A 26418-nucleotide genomic window follows, 5' to 3' on the forward strand; every position below is an offset into this window, starting at 1 on the left:
TGTCGCACACTCAGGCCCCATGACGACTCGCACTCCGCCGCGGTGATCCATGCGTAGCAAGCTGTTCGTGCCCGGGTCGCGGCCGGAATTGTTCGACAAGGCGCTGGCCGGGCCGGCCGATGCGCTGTCGTTCGATCTCGAAGACGCGGTCGCCGAGAACGACAAGGGCGCTGCGCGCGCCGCGGTCGCCGCCTTCGTCGCCTCGGCGGCGGTGGCGGCCTCGCCCAAGCTCGTCATCGTGCGCGTCAACGACCCGGCCTCCACGCACTTCGCCGCCGACGTCGCTGCGGTGGCGCGCACCGGGGTGGCCCTGATCAACCTGCCCAAGATCGAATCGGCGCAGGCAGTGCGCGCCGCGGTCGCGGCGATCGAACGCGCTCAAGCCGGCGATGCCGCCGCCCAACCGATACGAGTCCTGGTCAATATCGAGACCCCGCGCGCGCTCGCCCATGCCGCCGAGATCGCCGCCGCGCATCCGCGCGTGGCCGGCCTGCAACTCGGCCTGGGCGATTTGTTCGAAGCCGAAGGCATCGACCGCCGCGACCGCGCCAACGTGCATGCGGCGATGTTCGCCGTGCGCATGGCCGCGGCCCAGGCCGGGGTGTTCGCGCTCGACGGCGCCTACGCCGATCTGCACGACGCCGCCGGCTTCAGCGCCGAAGCGCAGGCCGCTCACCGGCTCGGTTACCTCGGCAAGACCTGCGTGCACCCGCGCCAGATCGCCCTGGCCCATGCCGCCTTCGCGATCAGCCCCAGCGAACTCGCGGCGGCGCGGCGGGTGGTGGCCGCGGCCGAGGCGATGCCGGCCGACGACCGTGGCGTATTCGTCGTCGATGGCCGCATGATCGACCTGCCCTTCCTCAAGCGCGCCCAGGCCCTGGTCGCGGCCGCGGAGCGCACATGAGCCCGCCGCATATCGACCGCCCGACTGCTGTCTCCACGCCCCCGCCACGCGGCTTCGCCACGCTCGCCGGACGCATCGCGCGGCGTCTGCTCGCCGTCTGCGCGGTACTGACGATCGTGGCCGCGCCGCTGCACGCGGAACCGCTGACGCCCTTGCGCAGCGCCAGCCTGCCCGCGCTCGACACGCCCTCGCCGCTAATCGGCGTCGCCACGCTCGACGGCCGCACCGTCGCCATCGCTCGCGACGGTGCCTGGAGTCTCGCGCCCGGCGACGCCGCCTGGGCCGCCTTGCCCGCGAGCGACCCCGCCAGCGACACGGCCACGATCGCCGCGCTGATCGGCGACGGTACCCGCGCTTACGCCATATCGGCCGCAGCCGCCGACACCACCGCGGTCGCGCAGTTGCGCGTCGACCCGCACGGCCTGCGTTTGCAGCCGTTGCCGCCGTTGCCGGCCGCCTTGTCGGAGGCGCGCGGCGCCTTGTCGGCCGACAGCTTGTTCGTGACCGGACGCGATGCCGGCGGTGCGATGCGTTTGTTCCAGCACGGCCTCGCCGATGCGAGCGTGGCCTGGAGCGCGCTCGCGATCTGGCCCGGCGCCGCGGCGCCGCGCGCGCTGGCCGTGCAGACGCGTTCGCTGTTCGTCGTCGTCGCCGACCCGCAGGGCGGCGCCGACCGTCTGCTGCGCTGGTCGGCCGAACACGGTTGGCGCCAGGCCGGCGCGGTGCCGGGGCAAGTGCTCGCCGGTTCCGGGCGCGCGCTCGGCCAGGCGCACGTGCTGTTTCCGGTGGTCGCCGCGGGCGCGGCGAACGCCACGCCGATGACCTACCAGACCATCACCCAGGCCTGGGCGCCGTTGCCGGGCGCGCAACTGCCCGGCGCACCGCAAGCCAACCCACAGCGGGCCGGCGCGCAGCTTACCGCCGCCTGGCCCGACGGCCTGCTGTGGACGCAACCTTCCGCCGACGGCCGCCGCACCCTGTTCACGACCGCGCAGGTCCAGGCCAACAAGCTGCTGCTGCACTGGCTCGACTGGTTGGTGATCGTGGTCTACCTGGCCGGCATGATCGGCATCGGCCTGTATTTCTATCTGCGCGAGAAGCGCAACTCGACCGCCAACTTCTTCGTCGGCGGCCGCAGCATTCCGTTCTGGGCCGCCGGCGTCAGCCTGTACGCCGCCAACACCAGCTCGATCAGCTTCATCGCCATTCCGGCCAAGGCCTTCGAGAGCAACTGGCAGTACCTCACCAATAACCTGATCGCGGTGCTCGGGCTGATCTTCGTCGCAATCTGGATCGTGCCGCTGCTGCGCCGGCTCGACCTGATGTCGGTGTTCTCCTACCTGGAGACGCGCTTCCATCCGGCGATCCGCATGCTCGCCAGCGCGCTGTGCATCCTGACCCAGATCGGCAGCCGCATGAGCGTGATCCTGTTCCTGCCGGCGCTCGCCATCGCCACCATCACCGGCATCAGCGTGTTCTGGAGCGTGCTGCTGATGGGCGGCTTCACCATCGTCTACACCGCGATGGGCGGCATGAAGGCGGTGATCTGGACCGATTTCGTCCAGGTCATCGTCAAGATGGGCGGCGCGGTGTTCGCCATCGGCTTCATCGTCTGGCAATTGCACGGCGGTTTCGGCGAGTTCCTCGCCATCGCCCGCGCCGAAGACAAGATGCATCTGTTCGACTTCAGTTTCGACATGACCAAGGCCACGGTGTGGGGCTTCGTGTTCCTGGTGTTGTTCGACGTGGTGCTGACCTTCCCGAAGGACCAGGTGCTGATGCAGCGCACCCTGTCGACCAAGTCCGACCGCGAGGCCGGGCGCTCGATCTGGGCCTTCGCCGCGATCATGATCCCCGGCGGTTTCGTGTTCTACATGATCGGCACCGCGCTGTTCGTCTATTACAAGGCGCACCCGGAGCGGATGAACCCGCTGCTGCCGATCGACGCCACCTTCCCCTTGTTCATCGCCGCCGAACTGCCGGTCGGCGTGACCGGGCTGATCATCGCCGGCATCTTCGCCGCGGCCATGGCGACCCTGTCGGGGATCATGAACAGCGTCGCGACCCTGATCTCGGTGGATTTCTACGAGAAGCTGGCCAAGCGCGGCACCGCCAAGCGGAGCGTGTTCGTCGCCGAACTCACCACCGTCGCGGTCGGCTTGGTCGGCATCGGCGCGGCGCTGTTGCTGTCGCGCTTCGACATCCACTCGCTGTTCGACGTGTCGATCGAGCTCGCCGGCCTGCTCGGCGGCGGTTTCGCCGGCGCCTACACCCTGGGCATGTTCACTCGCCGCGCCAATTCGCCCGGCGTGGCGATCGGCATCGGCGCGAGCATCGTGCTGACCCTGGCGATCTGGTCGTTCCGCCTGGTCCATCCCTACTTCTACCTGGCGATCTCGATCCTGCTGTGCATCGTCATCGGCTACCTCGCCAGCCTGCTGTTTCCGCCGCCGACGCGCTCCCTCGACGGGCTGACGATCTACCGCGACAAGGCTGCCGCGATCGCCGCCGCGCCGGCCTCCCCCTGATGGCATACGCGGGCTCCTCGGCCCTCGTGTAGCCTGCCTCGGCTTGGCGCGATTCGCCCGACCATCACGACGTCAGCGAGAGGTCATGGAAACCCAATTTCTCAACACCTTCGTGACCATCGTCGATCAGGGTTCCATGGCCGCGGCGGCGCGCGTGCTCGGCATCACCCCGGCCGCGGTGGCGCAGCAGATCCGCACCCTGGAGCGCGAGATCGGCGCACCGCTGATCGCCCGCGTCGGCCGCACCGTCAGCGTGACCGAAGAAGGCGCGCGGATCCTGCCGCGCAGCCGCGAGCTGTTGCGCAGCGTCGCCGACCTGCGCAGCGTGGCCAACGAAAGCGAGATCTCCGGCGAGCTGCGTCTGGGCGCCTGCCCGACCGCACTCGCCGGCATGCTGCCCGACGTGCTCGCGCGCATGGTCGAAACCTTTCCGCAGATCAATGTCTTCATCAAGCCCGGTTACTCGGCCGACCTCTACCACGCGGTCGAACAGGGCGACCTGGATGCGGCGATCGTGCTGCAGGCGCCGTTCCCCTTGCCGAAGACCTGCGAATGGCAGTTGCTGCGCGAAGAGCCGCTGATCGTGCTGGCGCCGGCATCGATGGCCGAGCGCGATCCGCACGACCTGCTCGCCAACGAACCGCTGATCCGCTACGACCGCCACCAATGGGGCGGCCGCCAGGCCGACGAGTACCTGCGCGCGGCCAACATCGTGCCGCGCGAACGCTTCGAGCTCAATGCGCTCAACGCGATCGCGGTGATGGTCGACCGCGGCCTCGGCGTATCGCTGGTGCCGGACTGGGCCAGGCCCTGGCCGGAAGGCCTGAACATCGCGCGCATCGCCCTACCCGATGCCTCCGCCAAGCGCTGCATCGGCATCGTCTGGTCGCGTTCGAGCGTGCGCGTGCGCTTGGTCACGGTGCTGCTGCAGGAAAGCCGCAAGGCGATGCAGGCCAAGGCCTGATCGCGTCATGCTCCAGGCGGGAGCAGCACAAGCGCGCATGCATGCCATCGATGCGGCCTCGCCTCGCCGCGCATGCTGCAGTGCCGCAAGAAACTCCTGATTCTCAAGCAACAAATCCTAGTCTCTGAACATAGTCCGCGGCGGTTCTATGCGCGCAATCGAACGCATAGGCTCGCACTCACTCCGGCGACATGCGATGTCGGGGACGTCGCCACAAGGACGCGGCCACGCCGCCGTCGCTCGACGCCGGGGTTCATGCGCGCGCCGTTTCGGCGCGCGCCGCCAACCGCAGCCTGGACGGGACACGACATGCTCAAGCCACTCACCGCCGCGATCAGCAGCATCCTGCTGCTTTCCGCCATCGCCGGCCCCGCCAGCGCGCAGGAGGCTCCGGCGGACGGCGACGAAAGCGACGCCGCGTCGGACCGCACCGCGGTCGATCTCGACAACGTCGTGGTGACCGGCACCCGCAGCCCGAAGGCGGTCGACCGCATTCCCGGCGCCATCACCCTGGTGTCGAAGGAAGAAGTGCAGCGCAACCTGGTGCTGACCGAGGACGCGACCGCGGTGCTGGCGCGCACGGTGCCGGGCTATGCCGAGTCCTCGCAGGCGATGAGCAACACCGGCGAAAACCTGCGCGGCCGCGTCGCCCTGCGCTTGTTCGACGGCGTGCCGCAGGGCTCGCCGCTGCGCGAGGGCACCCGCAACGGCACCTTCACCGACATGGGCATCGTCGGCCGCATCGAAGTCATCAACGGCCCTTCCGCCTCCGAAGGCATCGGCGCGGCCGGCGGCATCATCAACTACCTCTCGGCCGCCCCGACCAAGGAAGGCAACGAGTTCACCGTCGTCTCGCGCTACACCACCCAGTTCGAGGACGACAGCGAGGGCTGGAAGCTCGGCTTCAACTTCGCCCGCAAGGCGGACAATTTCGACCTCCTCGCCAGCGCCTCCTTCCTCGACCGCGGCATCACCTACGACGGCAACGGCCGCCGCATCGGCATGAACACCAGCGGCTCGCTGGCGGATACCGAGTCGCGCAACCTGTTCCTCAAGGCCGGTTACGCCTTCGGCGAGGACGGCGTGCAGCGGATCGAGGGTTCGGTCAGCCACTTCAACGTCGAAGGCAAGGCCAACTACGTGCAGGTGCTGGGCTGCCGCCCCGACGAGGCGGCGCTGTGCGGCGCCACCCGCACCAACACCTCCGAGCGCGGCAACATCTTCGGCTCGAAGGCCGCGATCAACGACTTCAAGCAGTACCAACTCACCTACATCCATTCGGACCTGTTCGGCGGCACCCTCACCGTCAACGCCTACAAGGCCGACCAGCAGATGCGCTATCTGCCGGAGAACACCATCGACAAACAGGACCCGTTGATCGGACCGTCCGGTTCGATCTACGACCAGTCCGAAATCGCCACCGACAAGAAGGGCCTGCGCACCTCCTGGGCGCGGCCTTCGCTGTTCGCGGTCAGCGGCCTGGAGCTGCGGGTCGGTCTCGACCTGGTCGAGGACACCGCCGAGCAACGGCTGGCGCTGACCGACCGGCTGTGGGTGCCGCCGATGGAGTACAAGAGCCGCGCGCCGTGGGCGCAGCTGTCCTGGGACATCGGCCCGGTCACCCTGAGCGGCGGCCTCCGCCGCGAGGACGGCGAGCTGCACGTCGACGGCTACACCACCACCTGGTACCGCGACCGCCGCCACGTCGACGGCGGCACTCTCGAGTACCAGGAAACCCTGAGCAACTTCGGCGCGGTCTGGCGCATCAGCGACGGCTGGTCGGTGTTCGGCTCCTACGGCGAGGGCTTCACCCTGGCCAACGTCGGCATTCCGCTGCGCAACATCCAGTGCTCCAACGATCCCGGCGACACCCAGCCCGACGGCTGCCCGAACGACCCGCGCATCGGCGTCGCCGACCTGCTCGACCTCAATGCGATCGTGGTCGAGAACACCGAGTTCGGTTTCAACTGGCGCGGCGAACGCGGCGCGCTGAGCGCTTCGCATTACGACTCCAAGTCCGACTACGGCCAGTCGCTGGCGATCGATCCGGCCACCAACGATTTCGTGCTGCTGCGCGCGCCGGTGCGGATCAAGGGCTACGAGCTGTCCGGCGACTGGCGCTTCAACGAGGCCTGGCGCTTCAGCGCGGTGTATTCGCACACCCGCGGCAAGACCTCGTTCTGGGCCGCCGACGCCGCCGGCCGCTACGGCGCAGGCCGCATGAACAAGCCGATGGGCGTGCTCGACATCAACCCCGACAAGTTCGCCTGGACCCTGACCTGGAAATACCACCCGCACGGCGACGTCAGCCTCGGCGCCACCACCCTGTTCTCGCGCGATCTGTCCGCCAGCGACGTACGCGGCTTCGACGGCGCGCGCTTCAACTTCCGCGAAAACACCCGCGGCTACACCTTGTTCGACCTGGGCATGAACTTCGAGACCGAACGCTACGGCAAGTTCTCGCTCGGCATCGAGAACCTGTTCGACAAGCAATACATCCTGAGCTGGTCGCAGCCGCCCGGCGGCTTCCAGAACTACTGGGCCGGCCGCGGCCGCACCTTCTCGCTCACTCACACCTTCAAGTTCTGAACCGTTCGCGCTCATCGCCGGGTTACCCTCGAACCGCCGCCGGCGCGACGCTCCCGGCGTCGCACCGGCGGCGGTGGTTTTTTGTCGCTGCGCTCGGCCTGTGCATCGGCCCGGCGTGCGCGAGCGAGCGCATGGCCACCCCGAAGACCGAAGCTGCGGCCGCCCGCGCGGGCCTGCCTTCAGGAGATCTGTCGCAACTGCACCGCTTCATGCATTCGGTCACCGGCCGCGACGGCTATCTCGGCGCGGTCAGCCTGGTCGCGCGCGACGGACGTATCGTCGATTGGCGGGCCTATGGCCATCGCGACCTGGCCCGCCGCGTGCCGATGCGCCGCGATTCGATCTTCCGCATCTATTCGATGAGCAAGACCGTCACCTCGGTCGCGGTGATGTTGCTGGTCGAACAGGGCCGGATCGGGCTCGACGACCCGGTGTCGCGCCATCTGCCCGAGCTGGCGCGGCCCCAGGTCGTCGTCGGCGGCAACGTCGATGCGCCGCGACTGCGCGATGCCGCAGGCGAGATCAGCATCCGTGAATTGCTCACCCACACCGGCGGGTTTGCGGCCGGGCTTGAGGGCGACGAACTGGCGACGGCGATCGTGCGGCGCCACGACCCGCATGCGGCCGCCGATCTGCAAGATTTCGTCGAACGCCTGAGCCGCGCACCGCTCGCCGCCGATCCGGGCACCCGCTTCGGTTACGACGGCGCCGCACTGGAGGTGCTGGCGCGGGTGGTCGAGGTCGTCTCCGGACAGCGCTTCGATGCCTTCCTGCACGAACGCATCTTCGTGCCCCTGGCGATGCGCGACAGCGGCTTCGACGTGCCACCGTCGCAGCGCGAGCGCGTGGTCGACCTCACCGCGATGGGCGAGGACGGTCGGCTGCGAATCGCCGACGGCCCGAGCGCGCGCGAACCCGGCGTGCGCTTGAACGCTTACGCCAGCGGCGCCGGCGGGCTGTACTCGACCGCCGGCGATTACGCCCGTTTCGCGCAGATGCTGCTCGATGGCGGGCGCATCGCCACCGTGCCCGCCGCCGGCTGCGCCGATGCCGCTGTGCCGGCGACGCCGAATGCTCGCGAGCGCGCTGCGTCCGATCCGCTCCGGACAAGCGACTGCACCACCGAACCCACGCCCGCACGCCTGCTGCGCGCCGACACCGTCGCGGCGGTCCTGCGCAACCAACTCGGCATGCTCGATCCGCCGGTCAACCAGTACAGCGACGGCGAAGGTTTCGGTTTCGGCGGCTATGTCGTGATCGATCCGGCCAAACGCGAACGCCCCGGCTCGCGCGGGCAGTTCGGCTGGTCGGGCGCGGCTTCGACTACGTACGCCATCGACCCGCAACAGCGATTGATCGCCATCGCCTTGTTGCAGCATCTGCCGCACGGCGAGGCACACCGGGATCTGCCGCGGATCGGCAGCGATTTCTATCGCCAGGTGTATCTGGCCTTGAAAATCCCTGCCGCCTTGGAAATCCCTGCTGCCTTGGAGATCCCTGCATCCGCCGAACCGGAGACGACGCGATGAGCACCGCACCGTCCTCTTGTGTCCTCGTGGCCGGCTCGGCCAACCTCGATTTCGTGGTTCGAGCCAGCCATGTGCCGGCGCCCGGCGAAACCGTGCTCGGACGCGAACTGGCCCTGTTCCCGGGCGGCAAGGGCGCCAACCAGGCCGTCGCCTGTGCGCGCGCCGGCGGCGCGCCGACCCGCATGCTGTTGGCGCTCGGCGCGGACGCGCACGCCGCGCCGATCGAGCGCTCGCTGCGCGAGGCCGGCGTCGACACCCGGATCGTGCGCGTCGCCGACCGCGCCACCGGCACCGCCTTCGTCTGCGTGTCCGACGATGGCGAGAATGCGATCACCGTCGCGCCCGGTGCCAACCAGGCCTTGCGCGACGAAGACCTGCCCGATCTGGACGGCGTCAGCCATCTGCTGCTGCAACTCGAATCGCCGCTCGACGCAGTCGAAGCCTGGGCGCGGCGTGCGCGCGCCGCCGGTGTGCGCGTGGTGCTGAACGCGGCGCCGGCGCGGCCGTTGCCGGCCGGCTTGCTCGCGGCAATCGACCTGCTGATCGTCAACCAAGGCGAACTGGCGGTGCTCAGCGGCGTGTCCGCGTCGGCGACCGGCGACGATCTCGATGCGGCGCTGGCGCGCCTGCCGGCCTGCGACGTGGTGGTGACCCTCGGCGCACGCGGCTGCCGCGCCCGCATCGGCGGCGCGCACCTGCAGCAGCCTGCGTTCGCGATCGCCGCGGTCGATACCACCGCCGCCGGCGACACGTTCTGCGGCACACTGGTCGCGGCGCTCGCGCGTGGCCTGAGCTTCGCCGCCGCGCTGCGCCGCGCCTGCGCCGCCTCGGCCCTGGCCTGCACCCGCCCCGGCGCGCAGAGCAGCGTGCCGGCCTGCGACGAGGTCGAGCGCTGGCTCGCCGAAGCCGCGGACCCGATGCCGGCACCCGTCACGTCTCCCGCTCCAGGCTTAGCGACGTCCCCATGACCACAGCGCCCCACTCCCCCGAGCACTCCGACGCCGCCAGCGAGGACGAACGTCCGCGCGTGCGCACCGAGTACAAGTTCTCGCACGTCACCACTCAACGTTATCTGCCGCTGCCGGGCAAGGCGCCGGGCTGGCCGTTCGCCGAGATCGGCCATTGGAAGGTCGACGTCGACGCCACCCTCGACGACTGGGTCGCCGAGCTGCGCGATTGGCGTCGCGAACACCTGATCCGCATCGGCTACGACGACGCTCATTACCGCCGCCCCGAACTGCAATGGGCGCAGCGCAATTTCGTCCATGCCCAGATGATGGCCGAGGACCGCTACTTCTACGATCCGGTCGCCGGCCGCTACACGGTCGACCGTTATCTCGACGACCTCGAACGCCGCTATGGCGGCATCGACAGCGTGCTGATCTGGCACGTGTACCCGAACATCGGCGTCGACGACCGCAACCAGTTCGACCTCGCCGCCGACCTGCCCGGCGGGCTCGATGGCCTGCGCGGCGCGATCGCCGATTTCCGTCGCCGCGGCGTGCGCGTGTTCCTGCCGACCATGCCCTGGGACCAGGGCACCCGCGACAGCGGCCGCAAGGACTGGGAAGCGGTGGCGCAGTTGGTGCAAGCGGTCGGCGCCGACGGCGTCAACGGCGACACCTACAACGGCGTGCCGCGCGCGTTCTTCGACGCCTGCGACACGCTCGGCCACCCGGTGGTGCTGCAGCCGGAGTCGACCATCAGCGCCGAGGAAGCGCTGATCTGGAACGTGCAGAGCTGGGGCAAGAAGGCGCCCAACGAAACGATTCCGCCGGTAGCCAAGTTCAAGTGGCTGGAACCGCGCCACATGATCAACTACGAAAACCGTTGGGGCCGCGAGCGCAACCACGACCTGCAATACATCTTCTTCAACGGCATCGGCTACAACGCCTGGGAAAACGTCTGGGGCCTGTGGAACCAACTCGGCGAACGCGATGCCGAGACCCTGCGCCGCATCGCCACGATCGCAAGGCAGTTTCCCGCCCACCTGGTCAGCGCCGACTGGCGCCCGTACGCGCGCACCCTGCAGGCCGGCGTGTTCGCCAGCCGCTTCCCGCAGGCCGGCAGCACGCTGTGGACCCTGGTCAATCGCAACGAGTATGAGGTCGCCGGCGAACAGATCGCGGTCGATCATCTCGACGGCGCGCGCTACTTCGACGTCTGGAACGGCATCGCCCTGCAACCGCGGCTCGACGGCGGCCGCGCGGTGTTCGACTTCGTACTCGAAGGCCGCGGCTTCGGCGCCGTGCTCGCGCTGGCGCCGGGCGCCGAGATCGACGGACTCGACGTCTTCCTCGCCCGCATGAACGAATTGTCGGCGACGCCGCTGCATCGCTACTCGAACCAGTGGCGCGCGCTGCCGCAACGGCTGGTACCGATCGAAGCCGGCGCGGCGGTCGCATCGGCGCCGCCGGGCATGGTCGAGATCCCGGCCGGCGAGTTCGATTTCGTCGTCGGCGGCATCGAGATCGAAGGCCAGACCTGGGAAGGCGTCGACGTCCAATACCCCTGGGAAGACGGCGCGCGCCGCAACCATCGCAAGCGCATGCGCCTGCCGCGCTTCTTCATCGATCGTACCCCGGTGACCAACGCCGAGTACCAGCGTTTCGTCATCGATAGCGGCTACGCCCCGCGCGACCGCCACAATTATCTGCGCGACTGGGTCGACGGCGCGCCGCGCCCGGGCTGGGAACGCAAGCCGGTAACCTGGGTCGCGCTCGAAGACGCGCGCGCCTATGCGCAATGGGCCGGCAAACGCCTGCCGCGCGAGTGGGAATGGCAGTACGCCGCGCAAGGCCACGACGGCCGCCGTTATCCCTGGGGCGAGGACTGGCGCGACGATGCGGTGCCCGTGCCCAACCGCAGCCGCCGCCTGCGCGCGCCCGACGATGTCGACGCGCATCCGACCGGCGCCAGTCCGTTCGGCGTGCTCGACCTGGTCGGCAACGTCTGGCAATGGAGCGACGAATACCTCGACGAGCACACCCGCGCGGCGATCCTGCGCGGCGGCAGCGCCTACCGACCGCAGACCTCGCACTGGTACTTCCCGCAGGCCTACCGGCTCGACCAGCACGGCAAATACCTGCTGATGGCGCCGAGCAAGGACCGTTCGGGTTGCATCGGCTTCCGCTGCGTGGCCGATGCCGCATGAGTACGGGCACGCGTCATGACGGGCCTGCGCACGACAAGGTCCGCCTCGGTGGACCGTTTGAGGAAGCGACAGTCGGCCTCGGCGGCCTGCTCGGCGAGGCGCTCGACGCCAATCGCCACGGCCGGCTCTCGCATTTCATCGTCGACGAGACCAGCCCGGCGATCGCGATCTTCGCCCCGCAGCAACGCCGGCACAACCGCGAAGGCGACTGGTACGGCGAACATGCCGGCAAATGGCTGATCGCCGCGGCCAAGGCCGCCGCACGCAGCGGCGATGCCGAACTGCGCACGCGCCTGCTGCGGGTTGCCGACTTCCTGGTCTCGACCCAGGAGGACGACGGCTACCTCGGCACCTACGCGCCCGAGCGCCGCTTCATGCGCAAGCAGCCGCCCAAGCCGCTCAGCTGGGACGGCGCGCCGAGCATGCGCACCTGGGACATCTGGACCCACGCCTATCTGATCCTCGGTCTGCTCGAAGTGCATCGTCACTTCCCTGCGCCGCGCTATCTCGATGCGGCCAGGCGCATCGGCGACCTGTGCCTGCACAGTCTCACCGACGGCGGCATCGACATCACCGAACTCGGCAATCACCACGGCCTGTCGGCGACGGTGTTGATGGACCCGGCGGTCGAGCTGTATTTCGCCACCGGCGAGCCGGCGTATCTGCAACTCGCGCAGACTGTGCTGGCCCAGGCCGAGCGCCACCCCGAGCTGCGCCTGCTCTCGCACGCGCTGGACGGCACCGATGCGGCGCAGATCGCGACCGGCAAGGCCTATCAGCTGGCCTGGAACCTGGTCGGCCTGGCCAAGCTGCACCGCGCCACCGGCAACAGCGACCACCGTCGCGCGGTCGAGAACGTCTGGCGCAGCATCCATGCCCACCATCTCAGCCTCGGCGGCGGCCCCTGCGGCGGCGTCGGTCACCGTTCACGCGAAGTCTTCAACCCGGCCGGGGTGTTCAGCCCGCAGGCCTACGTCGAAACGTGCTCGACCCTGGCCTGGATGCAGTTGAACCGCGAGCTGCTCGCGATCACCGGCGAAGCGCGCTACGCCGAGGAGATCGAACGCTCGGCTTATAACGACCTGCTCGGCGCGCAAGCGCCCGACGGCGAGAACTGGTGCTACTACGTGTTCGCCAACGGCCGTCGCGTGCACACCACTTACTGGCGCTGCTGCAAGTCCAGCGGCGCGATGGCGCTCGAAGAACTTCCCGGCGTCGCCTATGCGCGGGTCGGCGACGACGCGATCGCGGTCAACCTGTACGGACCGGGTTCGGCGCGGATCGAACTGCCGCCGTGCGGACCGGTGACGATCGAACAGAACACCACCTACCCCTTCGACGCCGCGATCCGCCTGCGCATCGATCCCGAGCGCGCTGCCCGCTTTCGACTCAAGCTGCGCATTCCTTCATGGGCCACGCAAGCGCGGGTCGCGGTCAACGGCGCCGCCCTCGACACCGAACCTGCGGTCGGCGGTTACCTCGTCATCGACCGGGTGTGGAGCGCCGGCGACGAGGTCCATGCGCAGTTCCCGATGACGCCGCAGGCCCACACCGCGGTCCATCGCAACGTGCAGGAGTCGCGCGCGCCCGACGGCAGCGCAGTGGCGCGGGAAGTGCTGCATTACGAGTACCTGGCCGTGACCTGCGGGCCGCTGGTGTATGCCAGCGGCTTGATCGACGGCTTCAAGACCGAAGAAACCCTGCGCCTGCCGTCGACGCCGCCCAGCGCCTGGCTGCGATGGTCGGGGCCGGACGCGATCGAGCCGGTGCCGCGCATCGAACTGGACCCGGGCTATCGCGCGCCGCTGGTGTTCCGCCCTTATTACTGCGCCGGCGGGCGCAACGACGGCGCCTGGCGCCTGACCTGGATGTCGCTCGCGCCCGCAGCGTGACTGCACGCACAGTCCACGCCCGCCAAGCAAGAATTTGTGCTGCCAGAACATATGCGGCGAGGCTGTTTCCGCGACCGCGACTGGCGCACAGTGACTCGCCATCACGACTCGGCATCAGGCTCCAGGCTTTCGGACGCGCACCGCATGGACTCTATTTCCCCCGCCCCGACGACCGACCGCACGGCTCCGGCCGGGCCGCTCGCCGGCATCCGCGTACTCGATCTCAGCGCCTATATCGCCGGCCCTTACGGCTGCACGCTGCTCGCCGACCAGGGCGCCGACGTGATCAAGATCGAGCCGCCCGATGGCGACAACCTGCGCCAGTACCCTTCGACCCTGGCCAGCGAAAGCCGTGCCTTCCTTGGGGTCAACCGCAGCAAGCGCGGCATCGTGCTCGACCTCAAACGTCCCGCCGACCACGCCGTGCTGTTGCGTCTGGTGCGCGAGGCCGACGTGCTGGTGCACAACTTCCGCCCGAGCGTGCCGCCGCGCCTGGGCATCGATTTCGAGCGCCTGCAGCTGATCAATCCGCGCCTGATCTATTGCGCAGTCAGCGGCTACGGCGAGACCGGTCCGATGAAGGACAAGGCCGGCTACGACCAGGTGCTGCAGACCATGACCGGCATGTGCGCGCTGCAGGGGCGCCGCGGCGGGCCGCCGGAAATCATCTACGGCTCGGTGGTCGACTACTACGCCGCCGCCCTGCTCGCCGCCGGCGTAGCCTCGGCCCTGTACGAACGCGAGCGCAGCGGCCTGGGCCAGTTCGTCGGCGTCTCGTTGTTGCGCAGCGCCCTGACCATGCAATCGGCGCGGATGATCTGGGCCGACGGCGAAGGCCTCGACATCGGCCGCGACATGCGCTCGGGCGGCGTCACCGGCATCCACCCGACCCGCGACGGCCACATCTACATTTCGGCCAATACCTCGCGCTTCTGGAAATCCCTGTGCGAGAAGACCGGGCTGGTCGAACTCGCCGACGACCCGCGCTACGACAGCGTGCGCAAGCGCGCGCAGGCCGTCGCCGAAATCGTGCCGCGCCTGCACCAGGCGCTGGCGGCCCGCGATGCGATGGCATGGGAAGCGCTGTTCGGCGACGAGGTGCCCTGCGCCGCGGCGCGGCGCATCGAGGACATGTTCGAGCATCCGCAGGTGCTCGCCGAGGGCATCGTCGGCCCGATCCAACACCCGCAGGTCGGCCACTACCGCGGCGTCGCCCAATCGATCAAGTTCGGCCGCACCCCGGGCCCGGCGCCGTTCGCCGCGCCGATGCTCGACCAGGACACTCAGGCGATCAAGGACGAACTCGCCGACCGCGGCACGGTGACTTGGGAACGGCGCGGCGCGGTCGAACGCTGAGCGCCGTGCGCCTTGGCCCAGGCGCCCGCGCTAGTACGGCGCAGCCTGGGCATCCAGCGCGAACTTCCGCCACAGCTCCTCGAACTGGCCGGCGAAGCAGCGCACCAGGTTGGCGTCGTCGGTCACCACCAGGTTCTCTTCGTTGCTGGTGGTCGCGCTACGGGTCCAGTTGAAGCTGCCGTTGGCCAGCACCCGGCCGTCGAACAGCGAGAATTTGTGGTGCATGTGGAAGGGGCTGTCGTCGATCCGCACCGGCACCCCGGCCTCGCGCAGGCGCAGCACGTCGCTGCCTTCGTCGAACTTCTTGTCGTTGTCGCTGATCAGGCGCACGGCGATGCCGCGCCGGTGGCAGGCGAGGATCTCTTCGCTGAGGCGGTCGTCGGAGATCGTGTACACGCAGATGTCGACGCTGCGCTTGGCGCCGCGGCACAGCTCGCGCAGTTTGCGCAGGCAGGCATCGCCGGGCGCGAAGTAGGCGCTCGACACCACCGCGGGCGCGGCGACCACGTCGAGGGTCTTGATCACCTGCTCCAGCCAGCGCAGCCCGTCGAGGGCATGCACCGGCTCGCCGAGCATCAGCTCGCGGGTCATGTCGAAGGCGCGGTTGCGCAGATAGCGCACCCGCTCGCTGCCGAGACCGGCGCCGAGTTCGCGCAACTCGAATTTCTCGTCGTTGTCGAGCGCGCGGTCGGCGATGCTGTCGCGCAAGGTCTGGTCGAGCCGGCCGAAATCCATGTCCCTGTCCATTCCTTAGCGTTGGATGCGACCGTTGAGGCGGTCGGCGAATTCATTGAGCGCACGCTGCAGCTCACGCTGCTGCTCGGTCATTTCCGCGCGCGTCGGCGCGTCGTCGACGTCGCGCTGGCCGAGCCGCTTGAAGATTTCGACCAGAGCCTCGTTGAGGCGGGTCTGGCGTTCGCTGCTGTCCTGCAGGTGGTTGACCAACGGGTCGAACGCGGACTGCAGCGACGGCACCAGCGAGGTGTGCAGCGACGAGCCGAGGCCGTTGAGCAGCTTGCCCAGGTCCGGCGCCGGCGCGGTCGGAGTCGCCGGCGGTTGCGCCTGCGCCACCTTTTCCAGGGCAGCCAGGATTTCCTGCCACGGCGCCGACGGCGCCGGCTCGGCACGGCCGGCGGCCTGGCTGGCCGACTGGTCGAGCGCGCGCACGCTCTCGACCAGGTCGTTGAGCTGCGCCACGACCCGAGTGCCGACATCTGCATCGCCCGCGCCCATCGCCTTGTTGCGCTGGAAATCGCGCTTGATCTGAGCCCAACGCGCGGTCTGCGCCTCGTCGAGGGTGCCGCGCATCTCGCCGAGCTTGAGCAGGTTCTCTTCGGCGCCGCTGGTCAGCAGTTGCGCCTCACCGAGGTAGTGATCGCCGATCAGCTGCTGCAGCTCGGCCTCGTTCATCACCGGCGAGATTTTCTCGGCGAGCTTGTTCATGTTGCGATAGCTGCCCTGCAGCTTGAACGGCGGCTCGGTGCGGTAGCTCTCGGCCTGGGCGGCGCTGGCGATGTACTGCTGGTTGACCCGGTAGACCACGTCGCGCACTTTCACCAGCCGTTCCAGGGTCGCGACGATCTCGTTGATCTCCGCGCCGCTGTAGGCATGACTGAGTTCATCGGCGGAGAATGCCTTGCCCTGGGCCTTGTCGACGAAACGATACAGGTCGGCCATTTCGCGCGTCGCCAGCGGCGCCAGCACCGGGTTCGAGGTCAGGCTGTTCTCGATGTAGCTGAGCACGAACGAGGCTTCCATGCCGCCGAGCACGTCGCCGAGGTTGTAGATGTCGGCGCGGTTGGCGAGCATGTCCGGGATCTTGAAGACCTCGCCGGACTCGGTGTAGGGGTTGCCGGCCATGACCACGCAGAACTTCTTGCCGCGCATGTCGTAAGTGCGGGTGCGGCCCTTCCACACACCTTCGATGCGACGGGTGCCGTCGCACAGGGAAATGAATTTCTGCAGGAACTCGGGATGGGTGTGCTGGATGTCGTCGACATACAGCATCACGTTGTTGCCCATCTCCAGAGCCAGGTTGAGCTTGTCGAGTTCCTGGCGCGAGGTTGCGTCGGGCGCCTGCTCCGGGTCGAGCGAGCGCACTTCGTGGCCCAAGGCCGGGCCGTTGATCTTCATGAAGATCAGGCCGAGCCGGTGCGCCACGTACTCCATCAAGGTGGTTTTGCCGTAGCCCGGCGGCGAGATCATCATCAGCAGGCCCATCAGGTCGCTGCGCTTGCTTTCGCCGACCGTACCCATCTGCTTGGCGAGGTTGTCGCCGATCACCGACAGGTACACGTCGTTGATGAGCTTGTTGCGCACGAACGAGGTCAGCGGACGCGGCTTGAACTCGTCCAGGCGCAGGGCATGGCGCTCGCGGCCGACGATCTCCTGGCGCAAGGCCTGATAGCGCTGGAAGCCGGGGACGAAGGTCTCGCGGTGGTGGCGCAGGCGCGCCGACCAGTCGTCGATCGCCAAAGTGATGCGGCCTTCGACGAGGCGCGGATGCTCGCCGAGCAAGCCCTGCACCGGCGCGCTCAGGTCGACCTCGGTGACCTTCTTCGGGAAGCGCTCGTCGAGCAGCAACAAGGTCGCCGCTTCGGCGGCATAGGCCGTAATCGGGGCGAGTTCGGGCGAACGCGTCAGCGCCTCGACCCAGTTCATCGCCAAGGCCCAACGCGCGGCGACGCGGTCGCCGAGGCCGTCGAGGGCCTGGATGAAGCCGTCCCACATCCGCGCCGCAGTGAGTTTCTCGCGCAGCGCCTGCAACAGTTGTTGCGCGTACTTGCTGAACACGAACTGCGGGTGCTCGGCGGACAACTCCAGCACCAGGTATTCGGCTGCGCGCGGGGTCAGCGCCGGATCGATCGCCAGGGTGTGCTGCTGGGCGAAGGCGGTCATCGCCGCGGCGATCTCGGTCCGCAACGATTCCAGGCCCGCGGCGCTGGCGAACAACTGCTGGATGTCGCGCGCAGTGCGCGCGCGTTCCGGCCATTGGCGGGCGTCGGCGTGCTCGGCGACCTGCGACCAGAACAACGCCGCCCAGGCGCGCGCGGCCGGCTCGAAGCCGAGGCTGCCGGCGCTGTCGCGCAGCGGCAGCAGCGCCTGCAGGATCAGGCTGGCGTCGTGGTCGTGGATGCCTTTCTCATAGCCTTCGCGATAGCGCGGCGCGGCGAAGTCGCGCACGCTGCGCGCCAGCAGCTCCGGCTGCGCCAGTTGCTGGCGCAGCAGATCCAGGCTGAGGCCGTCGCGATTCGCGCTGGCCGCCTCGATCACCAGGCCGGCCAGGTACTCGCCGCGATACAGCTGCGGCGATTCCGAATCCATCGACACGCCCCAGTAATCGCGCGCGGCATCGAGTTCGGGGTTGCGCAGCGGCTCGAAGAAGTCGGTGCCGGTCAGGTGCAGGTTGAGCACGTCGCCGCGCGGCAACAGGGTCAGGTCGAGTTCCTGGGTGTTGACGCTGAAGCGGTGGCGCGGCCCCAATTTGATGACGTTGCCGCCGTCTTCGAACAACTCGCTGCGGTCGCGCAGCGCGCGCACCGCCTGGTCGCGCGCGCCCTTGAGCCGCGCCTCGATGTCGTCGGCCTTGACGCTGTCCTTGAGCGTGCGCAGGCGCTCGGCCAGTTCGCGCAGCTTGAGGATCAGCGGGTCGCTGGCGAAGAAGGCGTTGAGTTCGTCGCTGCCGGCGAAGCGCGCGGTGCGCCGGCCCAGCCCGTCGAGGATGCGGGTGGCCGCATCCATGACCGCCTGCGCCTTGCGCTGGCGATCGTCGAGCAGGGTCTGCTTGTGCGCCTCGAAGGTTTCGAGCAGTTCCTCGCGCTTGGACAGGATGTCCCCGAGGAAGGCCTCGTGCTCGCCGAACTGACTTTCCAGTTCTTCCAGCTGCACCATCAGCCGCGACAACTGCTCGTCGGCACGCTCGGGGTCCTGGGCCAGCGACAGCGCGCTGGCGATGCTCTGCCCAAACAGGGTGAATTGGGCGCCGAACTGGGCCACCGACTCGCTCGAACCCAGGCCCTTGCGGCGCTGTTCGGCGCGCGCCTTGGCTTGGTTGAGCTTGGCGTAGATCTCCGAGATCGACTCGACGATGCGGGTGCGCTGGGTGGCGTCGTCGACTTTCAGCGTCGCCATCAGCGCCGAGAGCATGTCGAGGTCGCCCGACATCGCCTGCATCTGTCCGATCGGTTCGAGCAATTGCGCCACGCTGACGGCCTGCTGGGCCTGCGCTTCCAGGGCGTGCAAACGCTCGGCCAACGGCGCCAGGGCCTTGTCGCCGGCGAGGAAGGCGCCGGTCGCCGCGGCGGTGCGCTCGTGCGCGGCGACCAGTTCCTGCTCCATCGCGTCGATGCCGGCGACGTCGATGTAGCGGTAATCGCGGATCGTCAGCAAATGCCCGCGCTGCGCGGTCAAACCGTTGAGGGCGTCGACGAACTCCTGCACCCGTTCCCAGTTCTCCGGCTGCAGGCCGTCGAGCAAGGCCTTCTGGCGCGTACGCGCCTCGGTCATCGCGCGCTCGGACTGGCTGCGGATGCCTTCGACTTTCTCGTACTCGTCGAGCACCGACTCGGCGGTTGCGGCGATCTCGCGCAGCAGCGGCGCGGTGCCGGCGCAGGCGGGGTCGGACAGCCAATGATGGGCGTCGAACAAACGGCGGGTGTTCTGCGCCAGCAGGCCGTAACGCTGCGCCGAAACCTCGGTGGCCTCGATCTCGCGCGACAGGCTCATCAGCTCCGACACGCCGCGAACCAGCTCGGCATTGCCGATCTTGCCCATGAAGCTGTTGCCGGCCGGCTGCCGTGCCGCGAACTCGTCGCTGTAGTACGGCGTCTGCCAGACCTGCATCGGATGGACGCGGGTCGGCTCGTCGCTTTCGGTGGCGAAGATCACCATGCGCCCGTCTTCCAGGCGCGCATAGCCGTGACCGAAGATCGGCGTCTGCAGGCGCCGCTCGATCATGTTGTAGGTGAACATGGCGGTGCGGCCCTGTTCGGGCTCGTAGAACAGGTACAGCACGTCCTCGCCGTTGGGCGAGCGGATCGTGCGCTTGAAGCGCATGCCGTCCATCGACTGGTCGAAGCGCTTGTGCTCGCCGTTCTGCAGGTAATAGCCGCCCGGGAAGATGATGCCGTGGTCTTCGGGCAACTGGATGCAGGCCAGGCCGATCTCGTCCAGGCGCACGACCTTGCGGGTCAGGGTGTTGAAGACGAGGTAGCGCCACTGCTCTTCGCGATACGGCAGGATCTTCAGCAGGATCAGGCTGCCGACGCGGGCGTAGTCGACTTGGGCGTCGTCGAGCGACTGGGTCTTGTCGACGACGGGCTCGCGGTAGATGCCCTGCCCGTCCTCGGTGTTGTTCTCGATCTTGACCGTGAGGTCGCCGTTGACCGTCTCGACGAACACGCTGTCGAGAATGTTCAGATGCGGGTGGCGGCCGTTGACTACCCTCTCTCGGGTGGCGCGGGTCCATTCGAAATCGAACGGCGCCGGCAGGGCGATGTCGCGCTCGCCGCGGTTGTCGATGTAGGTCACTTCGCCGCCCGGCGCGATCGCCCAGCGGAACACGCGCAGGTCGGTGATGCGCTCGCCGATCTGGAACGCCGCGAGCAACTTGCCGTCGCGCACGATCAACTGGATCAGGCGGGTGTTCTTGTAATACGCGTACAGCTCGCGGAAATCCTGGGCGAAACTGTCGATGCCGAGGAAGCTGCCCTTGAGCTCGACCGGGGTGACGTCGTAGCCCTCCGGCCCCTGCACCAGCTTGTACAGCGCGAACACGTCCTCGACCCGGGTCTCCTTCTTGAGCCCGAGGAAGACGTTGTAGCCGAACACCAGGCAGTCGCCGACCTGGACGATGTCGCGGGCGACGCAGTTGTTCTCGGTGCGCAGGCGGAAGCGCCCGACCACCTCCATCTGGCTGCTGCCGAATTCGTCGAGGCGCTGCTGGTTCAGACCCTGGGCGATGTCGCGCAGGCGCTGGCCCTGTTCGGCCAGACGCTTGCTCAATACCTCATAAGCGCCGCCCTGGGCGACGGCCTGGTCGACGGCTTGATTCGCCGCAGCGCTGTTGGCGCCGCCGTCGTTCGCGTTCTCGCCCGTGGCCGTGCCCGGCTTGGTGTCCGCCATGTGTCCGTCCTAACGATCCTGCCGGCCGCGCGCTAAGCCGCGCCATCGGCGTGCTGCCATGCGCCGCCGATGGCGGCGGCGCGTTCCTTGGTCCGTGCTGCTGGGTTCCGGCCGCGAGCGGTCAGGAGTCCAGCACGGTCTCGCTGGAGGCCTTGCCTTCGCCCCTGCCGTCGGACTTGCCGTCCGACTTGGCCAGCAAACGCTGCAGCACGTCCTGCACGATCGGGCTCTTGCCGGCCACACCCTCGATCGCCTTGCCGACCGACAGCGCCTTGGCGAAGGAATTGAAGAACTCGCCTTCGCCGCCGACGATGTCGATGTTGGCCTTGCTGAGCGCCGCGGCCAGCACATCGGCCTGTTCCTTGGCGACTTCCTTGTTGGCCTCGATCGAAGCGATCGCCTGCTCGAAGTTCTTCTCCAGCTGCATGCGGAACTCCTCGTGCGAGCGGGCCTGGTCGCTGAGCGAATCCAGCGCTCCGAACTTCTGCGACAGACCTTCGGCCTCGGACTTGAACTTCTGCAGCAGCACTTCGGCTTCCGACAGGCCCAGGTCCCGGGTCGCCTTGGCCTTGGCCGCACCCAGCTGCTCGTCGCCGCGCGCCTGCGCGAACAGGTTCTCTTCCAGCACCTTGGCGTCGGACAGGCCCTGCTTCTGCTTGGCGTCGGCCTGCGCTTCGATCACGCGCGCCTGCGCCAGGCCCTTCTCCTGCTCGCCGCGGGCTTCCGCGGTCAGGGTCTCGGCGATCACGCGCGCCTTGGCCATGCCTTCCTTCTCGCTCGCCGCGGCGGTGACTTCGCGCACCCGCGCATCGGCCAGGCCGGGCGCGGCGCGCTCGGCCTCGATGCCTTCGGCCAGCTTCTTCTTGGCTTCGGACTGCTTGCCGGCCGCTTCCAGCTCGGCCTGCGCCAGCACCGTCATCTCGCCGGCGCGGTGCTTGGACGCGGTCTCGTTAGCCTCGGCCTGCTTGACCTGGCGCACCAGCTCTTCCTCGGCCGCGGCCTGCGCGTTCAGCACAGTGACCTGCTTGGCGCGATCGGCCTCGGACACCGCGCGCACTTCCTTGATGCGCTCTTCTTCCTGGGCCACGGTCTTCTCGACCGCGATCCGCTCGCGGATGACGTTGGCGATTTCCTTGCGCTGTTCTTCCAGCGCCTTTTCCTTCTCGATCCGGTTCAGCTCGACCTCGCGTTCGCGCGAGACGATTTCCAGGTCCTTGGCGCGGGTCACCTTCTCGACTTCGATCACCACCGCGCGCTGGCGGTTCTGCTGGGCCACTTCGACTTCGCGCTGGCGGTTCTGCTCGCGGATGTCGAGCTGCTCCTGCACCGAAATGCGCGCCTGCTCGGACTTCAGCCGCTCTTCTTCCTGCACCTTGGCGGTCTCGGCCTGCTCGCGCGCCTGGATGGTCTGGATCTCGCGTTTCTGCCGCGCCTCGGCGTCGGCCTGCTGGCGTTCCAGCGCGAGCATGGCTTCGCGGGTCTCGACGTTCTTCTTGGTGATCGCCAGCTGCTCGTTCCGTTCGAGCTCGTTGGTGATCACATTTTGCGCCGCGGTCAGCTCGGTGATCTTGCGGATGCCCTCGGCGTCGAGGATGTTGGTCGGGTCGAGCGAGGACTTCGGGGTCTGTTCCAGATAGTCGATCGCGACGTCTTCGAGCACGTAGCCGTTGAGGTCGTTGCCGATCACCTCGACGATGCGGTCGCGGAACTCCTGGCGGTTCTCGAACAGCTTGACGAAGTCGATCTGCTTGCCGACCGTCTTCAGCGCTTCGGAGAACTTGGCGTTGAACAGCTCATTGACCGCGGTGCGGTCGGAGGCGCGGTCCACGCCGATCGACTTGGCGACCTTCAACACGTCCTGCTGGGTCTCGTTGACGCGCAGGTAGAACGCCACGGTGATGTCGGCGCGCATATTGTCTTTGCAGATCAGCCCGTCTTTCGCCCGGCGATCGACTTCCAGGGTGATCAGGGAGATCTTCATGAACTCCTTCTTGTAGATCACCGGATACACCAGCGCGCCGGTGAAATGCACCTTGGGCATGGCCGACATGTCGTTGACGATCAGCGCCGTACCCTGCGGGACCTTGATGTAGAAGGCCTTGAACATCATCAGCAGGACGAACACGACCAGAATGCCCAGACCCACCAGGGTCAGGACCATGAAAATACCCGACGGAAAATTCATCTTTGCATCTCCCTATGACTCGACTTCGATACGGATGGCGGCGACCGACGAGGGTCAGGCGCCGCGGAATTCGTCTTCGCTGACCACGCGATAAGCGTTCTGGTCGGCGAGGTACTCGATCAACACCACGCGGTCCCCGCGTTTGAAACGTTCGCCGCCTTCGTCGCGGATCTGCAGGATCAGGCCGGCGCCGCCGTCCTCGATGGCCGCGGTGCCGGTGACCCGGGTCACGGCCGGACTGCGGATCACCGCGGTCTGGCCCAGCAACGGCCGCGGCGGCTCGGGTTGCATCTTGCGCAGCAGGCGCCGCACCGGGCGCAACGCGAACGCGGCGACCGGAATCGCCAGGACGAAGGCGACCACCAGCGCGACCAGGTCGGCGATGAAGCGCAGGCTGCCGCCCGGCAGCAGGCGCAGCAGATACAGATCGGCCAGATAAGTCAGCGCCCAAGCCGTGGCGACCAGCACGCTGAGCACGACCGTGACCGGTATGCCGCCCAGCCCCAGACGCATCAGCGGATCGAACACGCTTTGATGGTGGTGGGCGCCGTCGGCCAGCGATTGATCGCCGAGGGTATGGCCGTGCGCCGGGCCGTGGCCATGAGCGTCGCCGCCGAAGTGGCCGTGGCCGAACAGACCGTCGGCGACGTCCATGCCGACCAGGCCGAGCGCCGACAACAGCCAATAGCCGACCACCACGCCCAACAGGACGGAGTAGAACGCCGTTGGAAACGAAAATACGATCTGCAAGAACTCGATCATCACCCCTCCCTTCCCGCGTGCCGCGTTCCCTGCGGCGCCTCCATGAAGCCGGTCAGCCCGGCAGTTTCTGTCGCAACCTCAGCAATACCGCTTCGGCGCCGGCGTCGTCGGCGATGATGCCGGCCTCGCGTAGCTTGCGTTCCAGCGCGTCGCCGCCGTCCTGGCGCGCCAATTCGGTCGCTGCCTCCATGCGCGCACCGCGCTCGGCCTGCTTCTGCTTGATCCGCGCCAACGAGTCGACCGCCGTCTGCAAGCGGTTCTGCGGCCCGGCGTAGCGATGCGCGACCGCAGCCTGCGCGCGCTGCATGCTCTCGGTGGCCTTGACCGTGTCCAGTTGTTGCTTGAGCCGGCGGATGTTGCCTTCGGCCATGGCGATGGCCTTGCGCAGCTCGGTCGCGCTGAGCGCGAGCTGCTGCACGTGGCGCTCGTCGTCGCCGCGGCCGGATTCGAGCAGCACGATCTTGTCGGCGACTTCGCGCGCCAGCGACTCGTCGCCGGATTCCAGCGCCTTGATCGCATAGGTTTCGTATTCGGCGACCTTGTCGCTGGAATCGCTCAGGCGCCGCTGCGCCAGCGAATGGCGCGCGATCAATTCGGCCAGCGATTCGCGCGAACGACGCAGTTCCAGGTCGCAATCGCGGATTTCCTGGTCGAGGATGCGCAGCGCCTGACTGTCGACCCAGGCCTCGCCGAGCTCGCGCGCACCGCCGCGTATCGAGGTCAGCAGCTTGCTCCAGATGTTCGGGTCGGACATCGACATCAGGCCACCTCCAGCAACTGCGTTTCGTAGGCCTCGGTCGCCTTGATCACGTTGTCGGCGAGGGTCTCGATCTCGTAGAGCACGTTCGACAGCGACGAAGCCGCGCTGAGCGCGCCGAACATCATGTACACCGCCTCGCCGTCGGCGAGGGTTTCGATACCGATCGTCGACAGCGGGAACACCTTGTGGGTGCGCAGCACTTCTTCGTTGAACGCCGAGGCGTCGCGCACGTGCGCGACCGGCCATAGCAGCGCTTCGACCACGATTTGCTCGCCGACCACGGCCACGAACAACGGCAGGTCGCCGTATTCGGCCATGACCAGATGCAGGCTGGGTTCGGCGCCGTCGATCAGCTCGATCTGCGAATCGCCGTAGATGAATTCCTCGTCCTGCGACAGCGCGTCGTACAAACCCGCGGCCGTCCAGACCTTGCCATCGCTCATCGCGCCCTCCGCGCGTCCTCGCCCCGACACCGCACCGCGCGGCTGCCGCATCCGCCGTTCCACCGCCATGAGCTCTTCGGAAAATTCCGGCAGCACCCACAGCTCCTTCTTGACCAGCCCCTTCTCGCGTAACCGCTCGCGGTGTTTGCGCTGGTAATAGGCAGAGGATCGACGTTCCATGTCATTCACGATAAGTCATCACATGTGACACTGACAAGCATGACATGTGATATGCCGACGAACGGCGGGGAGGCGGCCAAGCAAGCGGTGCACACCTTTTATTTCAATAACTTATGCTGCGACCCGGGATGACGAACGCTCCGGCGAAGCCTGCCCCACGACCCTGATGACGGGGTACCGCTAGCGGCGTCGTAATCGGGCAATTCGCGGTCGCGGCTTGCGCCGCTCCTACCCTGGAGCCGCTCTAGGGGTAGGAGCGGCGCAAGCCGCGACCACGCCAAGCCGACTACGACGAAACCGAGGCCAGTCCCGCGGACGAACGACACCAACCGCGAGTCCCGAGTCCCGAGTCCCGAGCCCCCAATCAAAGGATGCCGACAGACACGATCGCCCCGCACGCACGACCCGGCCGTTGCCGACCGGATCGCGACGCGGACCGTCTCAGGCGGAAATACCGTGCTGCTTGCGCGCTTCGTCGATGCGGCGCTTCACCTCGGCATCGAGCGTGCCGAGTTCGGCCTGCTTGAAGATATTGTCGAGCACGCGCTTTTCATCGTCGTAGATGGCCTGATCGCGCAGCGCCAGATCGAGCAGCTTCTGCAGTTCGGCGACGTCGAGCGTGCCGTCGTTGGTGAATACCGGGATCGACGCGAGGGCGATCTCGAGGTGGCTCTTGGGCTGGGCCATGGCGGCAACTCCGTTGCGGTGGATGAAGTCCTGAACGCGACGCCGGTCCGGCGGGACGCGTGATGGAGTCGACTATAGCAAGCCCGGGCTACGCGGTAGCGACCATCGAGGCCCGGCCCGCGCCGTTGCCTTTGTCGTTGCCTTTGCCTTTGCCGTTGCCGTTGCCGTTGCCGTTGCCGTTGCCGTTGCCGTTGCCGTGATTTTGATCTGCCTTGCTGCTCTACCGGTCAACAGTAGACCCGGAGGGCGCCGCACAGGACGTGCGGCGTTTTCCGATAAGACAGGGACGTCTTATCGGAAAATCCCGGCGCGGGCATCGCACTCGTGGCCTGTGCCCTTGCAAGGAGAGCCCTTTTCTTTGG

Annotated in this window: 16 protein-coding genes; 9 read left to right on the forward strand and 7 right to left on the reverse strand. The window is 67.9% G+C overall.

Annotated features, from left to right (window positions below):
* Positions 1-49 precede the first annotated feature (49 nt).
* The 9 genes from ACTOWK_RS20335 (at position 50) to ACTOWK_RS20375 (ending at position 14916) form a co-directional block, all read left to right on the forward strand.
* A complete protein-coding gene (locus ACTOWK_RS20335; protein ID WP_441331909.1) occupies positions 50-904 on the forward strand; it encodes an HpcH/HpaI aldolase/citrate lyase family protein in 855 nt (284 codons plus the stop codon).
* Entirely contained in the window at positions 901-3432 is a 2532-nt protein-coding gene (locus ACTOWK_RS20340) for a sodium:solute symporter (protein ID WP_441331910.1), read from the forward strand. Before ACTOWK_RS20335 ends, ACTOWK_RS20340 begins: the two co-directional genes overlap by 4 nt.
* Positions 3433-3517: 85 nt before the next feature.
* Complete coding sequence (locus ACTOWK_RS20345) at positions 3518-4396, forward strand: LysR family transcriptional regulator (RefSeq protein ID WP_223621537.1); 879 nt, start codon at positions 3518-3520, stop codon at positions 4394-4396.
* Positions 4397-4705: 309 nt separating this feature from the next.
* The gene (locus tag ACTOWK_RS20350; protein ID WP_441331911.1) at positions 4706-6985 is read left to right on the forward strand and encodes a TonB-dependent receptor; all 2280 of its coding nucleotides are present in this window, start codon (positions 4706-4708) and stop codon (positions 6983-6985) included.
* Positions 6986-7116: 131 nt separating this feature from the next.
* On the forward strand, positions 7117-8514 hold the full coding sequence (locus ACTOWK_RS20355; RefSeq protein ID WP_441331912.1) for a serine hydrolase domain-containing protein: 1398 nt from the start codon (positions 7117-7119) through the stop codon (positions 8512-8514).
* Complete coding sequence (locus tag ACTOWK_RS20360) at positions 8511-9482, forward strand: ribokinase (protein WP_441331913.1); 972 nt, start codon at positions 8511-8513, stop codon at positions 9480-9482. Before ACTOWK_RS20355 ends, ACTOWK_RS20360 begins: the two co-directional genes overlap by 4 nt.
* Positions 9479-11668, forward strand: coding sequence for a formylglycine-generating enzyme family protein (locus ACTOWK_RS20365; protein WP_441331914.1), 2190 nt, complete (start codon positions 9479-9481; stop codon positions 11666-11668). Before ACTOWK_RS20360 ends, ACTOWK_RS20365 begins: the two co-directional genes overlap by 4 nt.
* Entirely contained in the window at positions 11665-13560 is a 1896-nt protein-coding gene (locus ACTOWK_RS20370) for a glycoside hydrolase family 127 protein (RefSeq protein ID WP_441331915.1), read from the forward strand. Before ACTOWK_RS20365 ends, ACTOWK_RS20370 begins: the two co-directional genes overlap by 4 nt.
* 144 nt (positions 13561-13704) lie before the next feature.
* Positions 13705-14916, forward strand: a complete 1212-nt coding sequence (locus ACTOWK_RS20375) for a CaiB/BaiF CoA transferase family protein (RefSeq protein ID WP_441331916.1) — start codon at positions 13705-13707, stop codon at positions 14914-14916.
* A 30-nt stretch (positions 14917-14946) separates the two neighbouring features.
* Here the strand turns inward: ACTOWK_RS20375 and ACTOWK_RS20380 are convergent, their stop codons facing one another.
* The 7 genes from ACTOWK_RS20380 to ACTOWK_RS20410 all read right to left on the reverse strand — a co-directional run bounded on the left by ACTOWK_RS20380 (position 14947) and on the right by ACTOWK_RS20410 (position 26056).
* On the reverse strand, positions 14947-15651 hold the full coding sequence (locus ACTOWK_RS20380; RefSeq protein ID WP_441331917.1) for a phospholipase D-like domain-containing protein: 705 nt from the start codon (positions 15649-15651) through the stop codon (positions 14947-14949).
* Between the two features lie 15 nt (positions 15652-15666).
* Positions 15667-21039, reverse strand: coding sequence for a DNA repair ATPase (locus ACTOWK_RS20385; protein ID WP_441331918.1), 5373 nt, complete (start codon positions 21037-21039; stop codon positions 15667-15669).
* Between the two features lie 121 nt (positions 21040-21160).
* Positions 21161-23224, reverse strand: a complete 2064-nt coding sequence (locus ACTOWK_RS20390; protein ID WP_441331919.1) for a hypothetical protein — start codon at positions 23222-23224, stop codon at positions 21161-21163.
* Positions 23225-23278: 54 nt separating this feature from the next.
* Positions 23279-23986, reverse strand: a complete 708-nt coding sequence (locus ACTOWK_RS20395) for a hypothetical protein (RefSeq protein ID WP_441331920.1) — start codon at positions 23984-23986, stop codon at positions 23279-23281.
* 52 nt (positions 23987-24038) lie between these two features.
* A complete protein-coding gene (locus ACTOWK_RS20400) occupies positions 24039-24746 on the reverse strand; it encodes a PspA/IM30 family protein (protein WP_441331921.1) in 708 nt (235 codons plus the stop codon).
* The gene (gene bacA, locus ACTOWK_RS20405) at positions 24746-25369 is read right to left on the reverse strand and encodes a biofilm formation regulator BacA (RefSeq protein WP_031372820.1); all 624 of its coding nucleotides are present in this window, start codon (positions 25367-25369) and stop codon (positions 24746-24748) included. The genes ACTOWK_RS20400 and bacA overlap by 1 nt, the downstream gene beginning before the upstream one ends.
* A gap of 441 nt (positions 25370-25810) precedes the next feature.
* A complete protein-coding gene (locus tag ACTOWK_RS20410; protein ID WP_441331922.1) occupies positions 25811-26056 on the reverse strand; it encodes a hypothetical protein in 246 nt (81 codons plus the stop codon).
* Positions 26057-26418 lie beyond the last annotated feature (362 nt).

Source organism: Lysobacter sp. CA196 (assembly GCF_052078695.1).
GTDB lineage: Bacteria > Pseudomonadota > Gammaproteobacteria > Xanthomonadales > Xanthomonadaceae > Lysobacter.

Excerpts from the sequence above, each read along its gene's own strand:
- ACTOWK_RS20410 (WP_441331922.1), bottom strand. The coding sequence starts at position 26,056 with ATGGCCCAGCCCAAGAGCCACCTCGAGATCGCCCTCGCGTCGATCCCG.
- ACTOWK_RS20380 (WP_441331917.1), bottom strand. The coding sequence starts at position 15,651 with ATGGATTTCGGCCGGCTCGACCAGACCTTGCGCGACAGCATCGCCGAC.
- ACTOWK_RS20350 (WP_441331911.1), top strand. The coding sequence starts at position 4,706 with ATGCTCAAGCCACTCACCGCCGCGATCAGCAGCATCCTGCTGCTTTCC.
- ACTOWK_RS20355 (WP_441331912.1), top strand. The coding sequence starts at position 7,117 with ATGGCCACCCCGAAGACCGAAGCTGCGGCCGCCCGCGCGGGCCTGCCT.
- ACTOWK_RS20340 (WP_441331910.1), top strand. The coding sequence starts at position 901 with ATGAGCCCGCCGCATATCGACCGCCCGACTGCTGTCTCCACGCCCCCG.
- ACTOWK_RS20360 (WP_441331913.1), top strand. The coding sequence starts at position 8,511 with ATGAGCACCGCACCGTCCTCTTGTGTCCTCGTGGCCGGCTCGGCCAAC.
- bacA (WP_031372820.1), bottom strand. The coding sequence starts at position 25,369 with ATGGAACGTCGATCCTCTGCCTATTACCAGCGCAAACACCGCGAGCGG.
- ACTOWK_RS20365 (WP_441331914.1), top strand. The coding sequence starts at position 9,479 with ATGACCACAGCGCCCCACTCCCCCGAGCACTCCGACGCCGCCAGCGAG.
- ACTOWK_RS20370 (WP_441331915.1), top strand. The coding sequence starts at position 11,665 with ATGAGTACGGGCACGCGTCATGACGGGCCTGCGCACGACAAGGTCCGC.
- ACTOWK_RS20375 (WP_441331916.1), top strand. The coding sequence starts at position 13,705 with ATGGACTCTATTTCCCCCGCCCCGACGACCGACCGCACGGCTCCGGCC.
- ACTOWK_RS20385 (WP_441331918.1), bottom strand. The coding sequence starts at position 21,039 with ATGGCGGACACCAAGCCGGGCACGGCCACGGGCGAGAACGCGAACGAC.
- ACTOWK_RS20345 (WP_223621537.1), top strand. The coding sequence starts at position 3,518 with ATGGAAACCCAATTTCTCAACACCTTCGTGACCATCGTCGATCAGGGT.
- ACTOWK_RS20390 (WP_441331919.1), bottom strand. The coding sequence starts at position 23,224 with ATGAATTTTCCGTCGGGTATTTTCATGGTCCTGACCCTGGTGGGTCTG.
- ACTOWK_RS20395 (WP_441331920.1), bottom strand. The coding sequence starts at position 23,986 with ATGATCGAGTTCTTGCAGATCGTATTTTCGTTTCCAACGGCGTTCTAC.
- ACTOWK_RS20400 (WP_441331921.1), bottom strand. The coding sequence starts at position 24,746 with ATGTCGATGTCCGACCCGAACATCTGGAGCAAGCTGCTGACCTCGATA.
- ACTOWK_RS20335 (WP_441331909.1), top strand. The coding sequence starts at position 50 with ATGCGTAGCAAGCTGTTCGTGCCCGGGTCGCGGCCGGAATTGTTCGAC.